This window comes from Sorangium sp. So ce887, from assembly GCF_051521455.1.
Classification (GTDB): Bacteria; Myxococcota_A; Polyangia; order Polyangiales; family Polyangiaceae; genus Sorangium.
Genome location: NZ_CP150354.1, coordinates 2,529,614 through 2,541,950 on the forward strand (window position 1 = coordinate 2,529,614; position 12,337 = coordinate 2,541,950).

The 12,337-nt window shown below is 71.4% G+C and carries 10 protein-coding genes and 1 pseudogene; 2 read left to right on the forward strand and 9 right to left on the reverse strand.

The window, feature by feature from the left end:
- Positions 1 to 9: 9 nt before the first annotated feature.
- The 6 genes from WMF36_RS09595 to WMF36_RS09620 form a co-directional block, all read right to left on the reverse strand.
- Complete coding sequence (locus tag WMF36_RS09595) at positions 10 to 1,146, reverse strand: hypothetical protein (RefSeq protein ID WP_437579308.1); 1,137 nt, start codon at positions 1,144 to 1,146, stop codon at positions 10 to 12.
- Positions 1,143 to 2,153 carry a hypothetical protein gene (locus tag WMF36_RS09600; protein ID WP_437579309.1) on the reverse strand — a complete coding sequence of 337 codons (1,011 nt, stop codon included), beginning with the start codon at positions 2,151 to 2,153 and terminating at the stop codon, positions 1,143 to 1,145. Before WMF36_RS09600 ends, WMF36_RS09595 begins: the two co-directional genes overlap by 4 nt.
- A 131-nt stretch (positions 2,154 to 2,284) precedes the next feature.
- Positions 2,285 to 3,871 carry a serine/threonine-protein kinase gene (locus WMF36_RS09605; protein WP_437579310.1) on the reverse strand — a complete coding sequence of 529 codons (1,587 nt, stop codon included), beginning with the start codon at positions 3,869 to 3,871 and terminating at the stop codon, positions 2,285 to 2,287.
- A gap of 160 nt (positions 3,872 to 4,031) precedes the next feature.
- Positions 4,032 to 4,556 (reverse strand): 2'-5' RNA ligase family protein, encoded by a 525-nt coding sequence (locus WMF36_RS09610; protein WP_437579311.1) that lies wholly within the window; start codon positions 4,554 to 4,556, stop codon positions 4,032 to 4,034.
- A 135-nt stretch (positions 4,557 to 4,691) separates the two neighbouring features.
- Entirely contained in the window at positions 4,692 to 5,960 is a 1,269-nt protein-coding gene (locus WMF36_RS09615; RefSeq protein WP_437579312.1) for a glycosyltransferase, read from the reverse strand.
- Positions 5,961 to 5,976: 16 nt separating this feature from the next.
- Entirely contained in the window at positions 5,977 to 6,771 is a 795-nt protein-coding gene (locus WMF36_RS09620) for an OmpA family protein (RefSeq protein WP_437579313.1), read from the reverse strand.
- A 271-nt stretch (positions 6,772 to 7,042) separates the two neighbouring features.
- On the opposite strand from WMF36_RS09620, the gene WMF36_RS09625 reads away from it, so the two are divergent.
- Positions 7,043 to 8,455, forward strand: a complete 1,413-nt coding sequence (locus WMF36_RS09625; RefSeq protein ID WP_437579314.1) for an L-serine ammonia-lyase — start codon at positions 7,043 to 7,045, stop codon at positions 8,453 to 8,455.
- Positions 8,456 to 8,467: 12 nt separating this feature from the next.
- Positions 8,468 to 8,800 (forward strand): annotated as a pseudogene (locus WMF36_RS09630) (putative zinc-binding metallopeptidase); the annotation flags it as partial.
- Positions 8,801 to 8,938: 138 nt separating this feature from the next.
- On the opposite strand, the gene WMF36_RS09635 reads toward WMF36_RS09630, so the two are convergent.
- The 3 genes from WMF36_RS09635 to WMF36_RS09645 all read right to left on the reverse strand — a co-directional run bounded on the left by WMF36_RS09635 (position 8,939) and on the right by WMF36_RS09645 (position 12,222).
- Entirely contained in the window at positions 8,939 to 10,033 is a 1,095-nt protein-coding gene (locus WMF36_RS09635) for a trypsin-like serine protease (protein WP_437579315.1), read from the reverse strand.
- A 596-nt stretch (positions 10,034 to 10,629) separates the two neighbouring features.
- Positions 10,630 to 11,412, reverse strand: coding sequence for a serine hydrolase domain-containing protein (locus WMF36_RS09640; RefSeq protein WP_437581877.1), 783 nt, complete (start codon positions 11,410 to 11,412; stop codon positions 10,630 to 10,632).
- 12 nt (positions 11,413 to 11,424) lie between these two features.
- Positions 11,425 to 12,222, reverse strand: coding sequence for a transposase (locus WMF36_RS09645; RefSeq protein ID WP_437581878.1), 798 nt, complete (start codon positions 12,220 to 12,222; stop codon positions 11,425 to 11,427).
- Positions 12,223 to 12,337: the final 115 nt, after the last annotated feature.

The window sequence follows — 12,337 nt, forward strand, 5'->3', positions numbered from 1 at the left end:
CGCCGTCCGTCACTGGCAGGGGGCGTCGCCGACGGCCGCGGCGCACACGCTCGGATCCTCGAACGCGCGGCTGACATGGAGCAGCCGGCAGGCGAGCGTGTCGCCCTCGGCGCTCGCGACGGCGTAGCCGGAGTCGTGGCCCGCTCCCGACACCGCGCCGCAATCGAGCTCGCACGCGGCCCGGTCCCCGCCGAACAGCTCGTAGAAGGCGTCATTGCAGGCCGCCTCGAGCAGCGTGCAGTACGACGCGCAGTTGCCCGTGGTCGTGGCGTCGCTGTCGGTCCCGCAATGGCCGTCGCCGCCCGGCCCAGCGTGCCCGCAGTGGGTGTCCGGAGCCAGCATGGCGCTGTAGGCGTGGTACTGGCGGCAGCCCACGGTGTTCTCGGTCCGGTGCTCCGTGCCGCCGGGCGGGAGCGCCGCACAGACGGCGAGGCACTGCTCGGTGGACTCGTAGACGGCCAGGTCGCCCTCGCACGAGATCATGACGACCTGGCAGTAGCCCTCGCAGGTCGGCTCCGTCCCTGCCGGCTCGGCGCACGGCTCCACCGGCATCAGGCTCGCATGAACGCAGTGCTCGTCGGGGTCGACCGTCGCGGAGCTCACGTGCACGAGGCGGCACTGCAGCGTGTCACCCTCGTGGTTTGCGATGACGTCAAACCCCTCGGCGTCCGGGAGCCCCGCGCACTTGGCGATGCACGCCTCGTGCGTGTCGAGCTCGGGCGAGCACGCCGCCGCCTGCAGCGTGCAGTAGCTCTCGCAGTTGCTCCCGCAGACCCCGTCGCCGCCCGGGCCCGCCGCCGGACAGTGCGCCGCGGGCTCGCCGGTGAGCCCCGCCAGACCCGCCTGGCGGGCGCGGCAGGCGAGCGTGTTGTCCACCGGCTCCAGGGGATCGCCCGGCGGGAGCGCCGCGCACACGCCGTGGCAGGTGTCCAGCGTGGAGTAGGCCTGGTGCTCGCCCGTGCAGTTCGCCATCACGTCGGCGCAGTACGACGCGCACGCCTCGCTCACGGGGGTAGGCTCCACCTGCTCCTCGGGTGGAACGTAGGTGCGGTCCTCGATGCCGGCGATGGCGTGGCAGCCGAGCCAGCCGACGAGCGCCGGCGGGGTGAGCAGGACGAGCGACAGGAGCCCGATCATGCGCCTCATTCGAAGGTCCCTCCGACGCGCAGCCCGACGTTGCGCGCGTCCACGATCGGCCCCACCTGAACGCGCGACGACTGCGTCGGCGCCACGACGAACGCCAGCACGGCGCCGCCGACGACCGCGGCCGCCCCGAGCCCGAACGCGATGTTCGAGACGGTGGCGGCGCTGCTGGCCTCCTCGGTCAGCGTGACGCCGCGCGGATCCTCGCACGTGCTGCCGCCCTTGCAGTAGCCCTCCGCGTCGCCGTTCTTCGAGATGGCCTTCACGCCGAAGAACGTCCCGACGCCGAGCCCGACGACGCCCGCGCCGCCCACGACGAGGCCGATCAGGCGCATCGTGTCGCCCGACGACCCCGCCGCCGGGGCCGGCGCCGGTGCCGCCGGCGCGCCGCGCGCGGGCGGCGGCGCAGGGCCACCCGCCTCGCTGGGCGGCGGCTCGACCGGCGTGGGTGGCGGTCCCTCGACCCGCTTGAGCGGCGGCACATCGACGTTCGCCGCGGCCTTGTTGCTCCCCAGCTTCACGGTCGTCGTCCAGGCCTCATGCCCCGGCGCGCTCGCCTCGATCGTGATCTCGCCCGGATCCACCGGGATCGCGATGCCGAAGACCGCCTGTTCGACGGGCTTTCCGGAGGAGCGCACCGAGAACCCCTGGATTGACGTGTTCTCCGGCGCGACGCTGATGCTCAGCTTGGACAGGCTCGGCTCCAGCCGGGCCGCCCTCGCCTGCGCCTTGCGGGCGCGATCGGCCTGCCCTGCGGCCTTCGACTCCGACGCGGCCTGGCGGAACGTGGCCCAGGCGCTCGCCGTGCGGCCTGTGTTCTCGTAGCACTCGGCCAGGTAGAGGAGCGTGCCGATCCCCGGGTCGATGCGGTGGCTCTGCTCCAGCCTCGGGCACGCCTCCGCGCTGCGCCCCTCCTTCATCAGATCGAGCGCCGCGTCGAAGAGCGCCTCCGCCGTTGCCTTCTCGGAGGCGCTCGGCTCCGCCCGCGCGGGGAGCGCCCCGGAGATCAACGCCGCGCACAGACCCAGGCAGGCGGGGAGTGCGATGCTTCGCTGATGCCATCTCATTCGTCCTGTACTCTCCTCCAAGCTGTCCGTGACAGGGCCCGAGGGCCGCTGTCCGGTGGACGCGGGCGCCGCGCTCAGCGCCGCCCGCCGAAGTCGCTGATCTCGTTGCTCCGACGCGGCTCCGGGCGCGCTCCCGGGTCTGGCTTCGGGCGCTCGGCGGGCCGGGTCACGGCGCTCGCCGGCGGGGCGGCGGGAGGCGCAGGCGGGCTGGAGGACGCCGCCGGCGGTGGCGCGGCCAGGCCGCCGCTGGCAGGCGCGGGCGGCGCCGGCGCGGGGGCCGCCTCGGGCGCGGCGGCGCTCGCGGCGCCGGGAGCGGCTTCGCGCGCTGGCTCCGGCGCTTCACGCGCTGGCTCCGGCGCTTCGCGCGCCTGCTCCGGCGCTGCGGTCTCCGGCGGCAGCGTCGCCGCGGGCGCGGGGGCCTGTGCGTCGTCGGCTGTACCCCCGGAGCGCAGGAAGAGCACCGCGCCGAGCGAGATCGCGGCGCCGGCGGCGAGGGCGGCGACGGACGCGAGGGCCAGGCCAACGAACGCGCTCTTGCGCCCTGCTTGCAGCGGCTGGCCCGCCTGGCTCCACGAGCTCACCGTGGGACCCATCTCCACGGACGCCGCGTGGGACGGCCCGCCGTGCGGCACCGACAGGCGCGCCCCGGGCTGCGCGCCTCCGGTCAGCGCGCCGGGCGGGCCGAACGGCGCGCCGGGTGGGCCGAACGTCACGCCGGGCTGGCTGAGCCGCGGCAGCCCGGTGTCCGAGAGCCCGAGCACGCGGCGCGCGCGCTCGACGTGCACGTGGCCCCCGGCTGGACCGAACCCGAGGAGCGCATACGCCAGATCACCGACGTTCCTCCACCGGTGCTCGAGTTCCTTGGCGAGGCAGTGCATCACCACCGTATCCAGCTCGCGCGGGATGTCGGGGCGGAGCTGAGCCATCGTGGGGGGCACCTCGTGGAGCAGGGACGCGAAGAGCTGCGGCACGGAGTCGCCGTTGTAGGGAGTCCGCCCGGTCAGCATCTCGTACACGATGACGCCGAGAGCCCAGATGTCGGTGCGCGCGTCCACGTCCTTGGCACAGCGCACCTGCTCCGGGGACATGTAGAGCGGTGACCCGAGGAGGGACGCTGTCTTGGTCAGGGCCAGCTCGTCGCGCGAGCCGCCGAGCAGCGATTTGGAGATACCGAAGTCGAGGACCTTGAGGATCCGCCCGCCGTCGGGCCGGCGCGCGAGGAACAGGTTGGCCGGCTTGAGATCGCGGTGCACGATGCCCGCGGCGTGCGCCTCGGCCATGACCTCGATCGCCTGGAGGATGTACGCGACCGCCTCCACCACGGGCAGCGGACCTCGCCCGCGGATCTCCTCGGAGAGGTTGTTCCCGTCCAGGAACTCCATCACCATGTAGGGCATTCCGTCCTGCAGCGAACCGACATCCAGGACGCGCGCCACGTGCTCGCTCTTGATCCTGGCCAGCGCGCGCGCCTCGCGCCGGAACCGCTCCGCCGGGTCGCCGCCCTCGACGCCGGGCGCATGCAGGAACTTCATCGCGACGCGCTGATCGAGCTCTATGTGCCACGCGGCGACGATCGTGCCCATCGCGCCTGCACCAACGACCTGCTCCACGCGGTATTTGCCCGCCAGCACATCACCCACCGCAACGGGAGCCGCCGCCATGGGCTCTAGGCTAGCCGAGATCCGGGGGATCACATACTTCGGAGAGCCGCATTGGGCGCGCAGGACGCAAAATCCCTGTGAATTACTCCAACCGGGTGAAGCTGTGTGCCCGAACACGTCTTGGGCGGCTCGATGCTCGGTGCCCGCGGCGGCGAGGCGCTCACGGGCGCTCCAGCGCGACGCCCTCGACGCAGCGCCAGCGCTCGGTCGGCCCATCCACGGCCCACAGCTCGAGCCGCTCTGCCCACCACGCGTCGTTTCCGAGCGCCAGCACCCGCGGATCTGCGGCGAGGGCCCGGCGGCGGCCTTCCGGCAGGTCGCCGTAGACGAGGCTCACATGCGGGCGAAAGGGGCTCTCGCCGGCGCCGAGCGCGGCCTGGGCGGCGCGGCGCAGCGCAGCGAGCGGCTCGGTGGGCGCGACGTCGAGGAACACGCACTTGTGCCGGGAGGTGCCGGTGGCGGGGCCCTGCATCCGGAGCTCCACGGGGCCGAGCGCGTCCTCGAGCCTGCGGAGCTGCGCGGCCAGCGCGCTGCCGTCGCCGCGCAGCCCGCCGACCAGGGTGAGGTGCGGCGCGAACTCCGGCCCTCCGGTCTCCCGGGCCAGCGCCTCGATGAGCTCCGCGAGCCACGCCCGCGGCGCGCCGCCGGGGACGAGCCACAGAGCGAACGCCTTGTCCTGCGCCATCGCCGACTCCCTTGCGCTGCCGGGCCTCCGGGGGCAAGCCGGGCGTGCTGGGGTGAGAGAGGACGAAGAGACGATGATGAAGAGACGTAGATGAGATCGTGCTCGGCGAGCGCCTCGCCGAGCACGACGCGTACGTCACGCCCGCGCCGCGAGGTGCCGCTCGATGTGGCCGATCGCCGTCGCCACGCCGTCCTCGCCGCGGATCTTGCGGCCGAGCTCCTCGGCGCGCTGCTGCATGCCGGGGTCGGTCGCGGCGGCGTGGATCGCGGTCGCGAGCGACTCGGCGGTGAGGCGCGGCCGCGGGATGGCGCGCGGGCCGACGCCGAGCTCCTCGACGCGCCGCCCCCAGAAGAGCTGGTCCCCGAGGTGCGGGACGACCACCGAGGGCCGCCCGGCGCGCAGGCACGCGGCCACGGTGCCGGCGCCCCCGTGGATCACCGCGGCGGCCACGCGCGGATAGAGCCAGTCGTGCGGCACGGCGTCGATCCGCAGCATCGAGTCGGGCAGCGCTGTGTCGCCGAGCCCGGCCCAGCCCGAGAGCAGGACCGCGCGCCGGCCGCTCCGCACGACCGCGTCGACGAGGAGCCGGGTGGTGGCGCCGGGATCGTGGGACGTCATGCTGCCGAAGCCGAGGGCGACCGGCGGCTCGCCCGCCGCGAGGAACCGCTCGAGCGCCTCGGGCGGCCGGTATCCTCCGCCCTCGTCGAGGAACCAGTAGCCCGTCGTGTGGAAGCTCGGCGGCCAGTCCGGGGGGTGCGGGACGACGTGGGCGCTGTAGCCGTGGACGACCAGCATGCGGCGCAGCGCGGCCAGGTACCCCCGCCGGTCCTGCGGCGGCAGGCCGAGCTGCTTGCGCACGCGGTTGGTCACGCCGCCGTACCAGCGCCACACCGTCGGCTCGATCAGGAGCTTGCCGACGAAGAGGTTGAGCAGGCTGTCGCGGCGCGGGACGGGGGCGACGACCGCGGTCGGCCCGTGGCGCGTGGCCAGGATCGAGGGCTGGAGCGGCATGCTGATCTGCACCGCGCCGGACGCCTCGGCGATCGACGCCGCGTACGAGTCCGAGGTGAAGCTGCTCAGGATGAGCTCGGCGCCCTCGCAGGCGCGCAGGGCGTCCTCGGCCATCGCCGCGCCGAAGCGATCGATGATCTGCTGCAGGATCCGCGGCTGGGCCAGGGGATCGGTGCCGCGCGACACCCACGCCTTGCCGAGGTCGCTCTCCATGATGTCGACCGTGTCGACGCTGGCCGGCGTCGCCGTGAGCCCGTGCGCCTCGATCCAGCCGTGGAAGCTCTTGCCGGCGAGGACGCGGACGGCGTGGCCGCGGGCGGAGAGCGCCTTGCCGAGCGCGATGGCGGGCTGGACGTCGCCCCGGGTCCCCACGGCGAGAACGGTGGTCTTCATCAGGAGCCCGCTCGCCTCAGAGCGCCTTCCAGGACGCCTCGCCCGACGGCAGCCGCGGCGGCTCGATCGACAGGATGTAGTCGACGCGGCGGTTGCGCGGCTCGTCCGTCTGGTCCGCTGTCTTCACGAGCGGCGCCGACTCGCCGAGCCCCTCGAAGGCCACCGGGAGCTTCAGGCCGCGGCCCTTGAACCAGGCGGCGATCGCGCGGGCGCGCCGCCGCGACAGGGCGAGGTTGTGCTCCACGCTGCCCACCGTGTCCGTGTGGCCGGCGATGAACAGGGTGAGCTTGCCGAGCTCGCTCGTCTTCGCGACGATCTCCGAGATCTTCTGGAGGCTCGCCTCCAGCTTGGGCACCTCGGGCGCCCGGATGATGTCGGAGTTGGTCTCGAACTGCACCTCTTCGTGGGGGATGCTCACGTTCCATGGGATGATCGCGACCCCTGCCCAGTAGCCCTGGGTGTCGTGGCCGTACACCTCGATGCGCGCGACGGTCTCGTCGCTCGAGGGCGTCCAGGTCACGGCGAGCGGCGTGCCGGCGGCGGCCCCGCCGAACGGCTTCTCCTCCTCGGCGAGGACGGCGCCCGACTGGCCGACGACCTTGATGCGCACCTTGGCGGCGGCGCGCGACAGCTTGACCTCGATCTGGCGGCCCTTGAGGTCCACCTTGGACCGGTCGATCGTCACCTCCAGCGCTGGCGGCCTGGCCTGGGTGCCCTGCGCTGGCGAGGGCGCGGGGGCCGGGCCGTCGCCCCGCGCGGCGGCGGGGGCGAGCAGGGAAGCGGCGAGGAGCAGGGTCGGGACATGGCGCATGGGGGTCCCATCTCGGAGGGTGAGGGAAGTGAGGGAAGACGGGCCGAGTATACCATCGGGACGGGGGCGCCACGCCGGCGGGTGTCGGGCGCGCCGGGCGTTTTCTCCCGGGCTCCTCGGGCGCGCCGGCCTGCGCCCGCTCGCCGCCGCTGCGTTCGGTGTGCTGCCCTGCGCCGCGCTGGCGCGACAGTGGCGGTGGCCGTCGCCATCCCGTAGTGTCCGCGGGCGTCGACAGGCCCTCCGGCGAGGGCTCTCCGGCGTTCCAGCATCCATGGCAGTCACCATTTTCGACCTCTTCAAGATCGGCATCGGGCCGAGCAGCTCGCACACGGTCGGGCCGATGCGCGCGGCGCGCATGTTCGCGGTGGATCTCGATGCGTCGGGGCTGCTCGGCCGCACCGCGGCGGTCCGGGTGGAGCTGTTCGGCTCGCTCGGCGCCACGGGCCGCGGCCACGGCAGCGACAAGGCCGTGATCCTCGGGCTCATGGGCGAGACGCCGGACGGCGTGGATGTCGAGCGTGCGGGCGAGATCGTCGAGGGCGTGCGGCAGAGCGGCCGGCTGTCGCTGCTCGCCCGGCACGAGATCGGCTTCGAGGTGAAGGGGCATCTGGCCTTCCTGCACCGCAGCTTGCCATTTCATCCGAACGGCATGCGCTTCACGGCGCTGGACCAGGGCGGCGAACCGCTGCGCGCGCGCGTGTATTACTCGGTGGGCGGCGGCTTCGTGGTGAACGAGGCCGCGGCGAAGGGGGAGAGTCCGATCGAGCAGGACGCGACGCCGCTCCCGTATCCGTTTCACAGCGCCGCGGAGCTGCTCGCGGCGTGCGCGGCGGGCGGTCTGTCGATCAGCCAGATCATGCTGGAGAACGAGAAGGTCTTCCGTCCCGAGGCGGAGATCCGGGCGGGGCTCCTGCGGATCTGGGGGGTGATGCAGGAGTGCGTGCGGCGCGGCTTCCGGGCAGAGGGCGTGTTGCCGGGCGGCCTCAAGGTGACGCGCCGCGCGCCGGCCCTGTATCGCAAGCTCATCGAGAGCCCCGAGGCGGGCCTGCGGGATCCGCTGACGGCGATGGACTGGGTGAGCCTCTACGCCCTCGCGGTGAGCGAGGAGAACGCCGCCGGTGGCCGCGTCGTGACGGCGCCGACCAACGGCGCGGCGGGGATCATCCCGGCGGTCCTGCACTATTACCGGCGCTTCGTGCCGACGTCGACGGACGAGGGGGTCGTCCGGTTCCTGCTGACGGCGGGCGCGATCGGCCTTCTCTACAAGGAGAACGCGTCGATCAGCGGAGCGGAGGTGGGGTGTCAGGGCGAGGTGGGCTCCGCGTGCTCGATGGCCGCTGGCGCGCTGGCCGAGGGGCTGGGCGGCACCCCGGCGCAGGCGGAGAACGCGGCCGAGATCGCGATGGAGCACAACCTCGGGCTCACGTGCGATCCGGTGGGCGGGCTCGTCCAGGTGCCGTGCATCGAGCGCAATGCGATGGCCGCGATCAAGGCGATCAGCGCTGCGCGCCTGGCGCTGCACGGCGACGGCGCGCACTTCGTGAGCCTGGACAAGGTGATCAAGACGATGCGCGACACGGGCGCGGACATGGAGTCGAAGTACAAGGAGACGTCGCGCGGCGGCCTCGCGGTGAACGTGGTCGAGGTTCCGCTGGAGGTCGGGGTCCATCTGCCGGAGTGCTAGGCCCACTATCTCCACATGATGGACACCGTGGACACCGCGCTCAGCTTCGGCATCGACGCCGACGAGGTGGAGATGGACGCCGATCCCTGGGGCGCCGACGCGCTGTGGCGGCCGGACGATCGGGAGGCCAAGAGCTTCCTCGGCTTCGTCAACGCCTGGGTTCGGCTGACGGCGGTGCTCAACGAGATGTCGCGCAGCATGGGCCAGCACGACTTCTACCCGTTCGTGCTGCCGCGCGTCGCCGTGGCGAAGCTGCAGTTCATTCACCTCGTGGTGAGCGGAGCCCCTGCCCCGGCGGTCGCCGCCGCCCCGCGCGCCGCTCCCCCCGCGCCTTCGGCCACGTGAAGGCCGCGCCGCGCTCGGCGTCGGAGAGGATTGAACAGTCGAGGCGCCAAGGACGCCAAGAGGAGCGATTTTCACGTGTCTCTTGGCGTCCTTTCTGTTCACTTTCGCTGTGTCCGGTACGGCCGAGCGCCGCGCTGTCTAGTAGAAGTCCGGGTGGACGCAGACGTCGACCAAGTTGGTCGCATAGCCGAAGTGAGAGCCGACGTTCGCCTTGCACTTCAGGAAGCCGCGACAGGTCGCGTGATTGCTGGAATCGCAGTCGCCGTCCCCGAGCCCGCAAGGCTCGTCCACCGTGCACCGGCCGGAGGTATCATCCTTGTCGTTGTTGAACACCATCGTCCCAGGCATCCGCGGCAGATCGCACACGTCGGTCGTGTCGCTCTCGCCGATCGCGTACCCGATGTTCGGACGACACACGAGGTCGCCCTGGCAATCGGCATGGGTGTCGCAGTCCCCTTCGTAAATCTGACAGCCGCCGATCGAATCGCAGTATCCGCTCGTGCTGCTCGACTGGCGGCTGGTCGACTCGACGCACAGGTCGTAGTCGTCAGGCAGGCCCACGAGGGCTCCGTTGTTGTTGCCGCAGACAAGCCCGGTTTGGCAATCGCTGTTCGAATCGCAGTCGCCCTCTCCGGCGCCGCACTTGCACCCGGGGGTGCAGAAGGCGGGGTCAGGCTCGCTGGTGTCGAACGCCCCACACGCGAACGCGTCCATGAGCCATGCATTGAAGCCAGAAGGGTGATTCGCGCTGCCGCTGGTCAGCGAGAGAATCCCCTCGAGCACCCACGTGCCGCCCGATTGAGCCTCCCGCCAGATGGGGCTGCCAGAGTCACCGCCTTCCACATCGATATCCACCGTAATCCGCGTGGAATAGGTAGGATCCGGCACGGCCTCCCCCCCCGTGGCGAACGCGAACGTCCAGCCCCCGTTCATCCTCGCGCTCTCCTGGAACACGTCCCGGGTTCCCCTGGTGGATGAGAGGCTCATCGGAGGGCCGTTCAGGTCCACGGTGCTCGCGAGGTGAGCGAGCACGATATCGACCTTCCCGTGGTTCCCGACGCTGCCGAGGTTCGATTCGGCGATCGGGTGCCAGTAGATCTTGTCCACGCTCGCGGTGAGGCCGGTGGTCGATACCACCGAGTAGACGGTCGGATCCGTGTCCGAGACGCAGTGCTGGTTCGTCAGGACCCAGGTTGAATCGCCCCCCGAGCCCAAGGCGTCCGGTAGGAACACGGCGGAGCAAATGGACGAGCCGCTCCTCCTCCAGCGACCGACGAGGCCCGTGACAGTCCCAGCGGTGGCGCTCGTCAGCGCCGACTCCGCCGTCCGAAGCTCCTCCCCTCCTACGGCGTCCGATACCGCGCTCTCCGGAGCATCGGCGACACAGCCAACGAGCGCCGCTGCGATCATTGCGAAAGGAAACCTTGCGATCTTCTTCATTCCCAGCGCCTCACCGCCGTCCCTCGACGAGACGGCATCAGATAGATGACCACATGCCTTCTCCTCGGCATGCAGCCGGACGGTGCGCCGCCCGCATCACGGCCCAACGTGACCAGCCGAACGCCGGCACGTCGCGCAGCAACCGCCAAGCAACGCCCATACCAGGCGAATCTACGCCGAGGTCCGCCCGTTTACCAGCCTTCCGGGCGAGATCATCGATGCGCCCCATCGCAGCGCACCCGGCGCAAAGCGCGCCGAAGGCGGGGCAATTCCGGTGCCGCGCCCCCCGGTGAGCTTCGTTGTGTTCGTCGTTCAGCGAGGCGGGAGCGCGACGCAACTCCGGCGCCCGCCGCGATCGCCGGCGGAGCGCGAGGCCGGCATGGATCCCGTCACGGGACGTCCATCAGCGACAGGTTGACCGCGTCGTTGACCTCTTCCGCGCGGATAGAGCCGAACATCGCGTCGAAATCGTCCCAGTATAGCATCTGGTCCTCGTCGATCCCCAGGTGATCGTAGCTCGGGAGCCCGTGGTTCGTGAGCAGGATGATCATCAGGTCGCGCGCCGGATCGGGGTCGATGACGAGGAGCGTCCCCGCGCCGCCGGTCTTGCTATAGGCGACGGTCGACGTGTGATCGCCGCCGGGCCACGCGCCCGGATCGTACATCTCCAACCCGTACCCCTTGCCCGAATAGAACAGGTTCCGCGCGAACGTCGCGGCCGGCGCCGGGAGCCCGAGCTTCCCGGTCTGCACCGTCATCATGCGCTCCACCCAGGACCGCGACATCACCCGCTCGGCAGGACAGAGGGAGAGGATAGGGTTGCAGAGCAAGTCGAGGCCCCGGACGTGTACGCCCCGGTTCAGGAGCATCTGCGCGAACTTCGCCAGATCCTCCGCCGTCGAGAACAGGCCGTCACACCCGGTGAGGTGCCCATGCTCGGCCGTGCCCGTGTTCTCCTCGATGTCGTAGTCGGTCTCGTCCTGGACCTCGCCCCGCAGATAGCGCCCGCGCGCGCTCGACCAGGCCGTGCCGACGAAGCGATAGCTCTTCGCCGGCATGTGGAGCATCGGCCGGTACGACGTGCTCGACATGTCCAGCGGATCGAAGATGTAGGTCTTCATCAGGCTCTGCAGCGAGCCCCCGCCGACCTTCTCCAGCACATGGCCGAGGATGCGATACCGGCGTCACCGAGCGCCTTGCGGCGCAGAACGGTGCTTTTCCAGTACGGTGGCCCGCGGTTGGGAGAGCGTGCTGGAACATCGGTCGGCTCGCCGAGCGCGCAGAGGAAGCGGACGATGTTCCGGGGCTCGGTCACCAGGGCGACGAGCTTCATCCGCCCCTTGCAAGTTGGGCCCTCGAGGACATCGATCGCACATGTGCGGCGCAAGAGCTCGGCGCGGTTTGTCGACCGCCCGATTGCCGCCACGCTTGCGTTTCGGAGCGGCGTCATCGTCCGCCTTCGTAGACTCTTCTGGCTTCGCAGGGCGCGGTCCGATGCGCTTGCGCCATGGACTTGCCGAGGCGAGCACGCCCGCGTACTTGACGGTGTGAAAGCGTGGCGGCGGGACGCTGGCCGCGAGGCGGCACAGGAGCGAGAGCGGATCCATGTCCACCGCGACAGTCCCGTCAGCGAAGGCGCGCTTGAGCGAGAGCCGCACCAGGCCGTCCTGCTGCGGCTCGACGCGCTCGTTTGCGATCGGGGGTCGCAGCACGTAGCGCAGCAGCGCCTCCCTCGCCGCGGCATGGTGCGCACCGGCGCGCGTCGCTGCGTGCAAGGTGAAGCCATCGAGCGCAGCGCACAGCGGCTTGTCGTAAGCGAGCGCGCTCGGACAATACGACGAGAGCCCGCGGAGCCATTGCGGGCCGGCGGGCGGCTCTCGTCCCGAGACGGTGGAGGCACAGAGCGCGGCCTCGGGCTCGTTGTCCTCCTCGACGTCGTGCTCGATCTCGCGATGCCCGTGCCGCCGGAGGTAACGGAGCATCCGCCCGACGGCGTGCTCCAGGACCTGATCGACCTCGCCCGTTCGCAGGTGACCGAGTTCGTTCCACACGAGCCGCTCTCCCTGGAAAATGACGCTATATCAACAGCTTATCCAT

Bases quoted from the DNA above. Each gene is read 5' to 3' on its own strand.
- WMF36_RS09595 (WP_437579308.1), bottom strand. From the start codon at position 1,146: ATGAGGCGCATGATCGGGCTCCTGTCGCTCGTCCTGCTCACCCCGCCG.
- WMF36_RS09605 (WP_437579310.1), bottom strand. From the start codon at position 3,871: ATGGCGGCGGCTCCCGTTGCGGTGGGTGATGTGCTGGCGGGCAAATAC.
- WMF36_RS09615 (WP_437579312.1), bottom strand. From the start codon at position 5,960: ATGAAGACCACCGTTCTCGCCGTGGGGACCCGGGGCGACGTCCAGCCC.
- WMF36_RS09625 (WP_437579314.1), top strand. From the start codon at position 7,043: ATGGCAGTCACCATTTTCGACCTCTTCAAGATCGGCATCGGGCCGAGC.
- WMF36_RS09620 (WP_437579313.1), bottom strand. From the start codon at position 6,771: ATGCGCCATGTCCCGACCCTGCTCCTCGCCGCTTCCCTGCTCGCCCCC.
- WMF36_RS09645 (WP_437581878.1), bottom strand. From the start codon at position 12,222: ATGCTCCGTTACCTCCGGCGGCACGGGCATCGCGAGATCGAGCACGAC.
- WMF36_RS09610 (WP_437579311.1), bottom strand. From the start codon at position 4,556: ATGGCGCAGGACAAGGCGTTCGCTCTGTGGCTCGTCCCCGGCGGCGCG.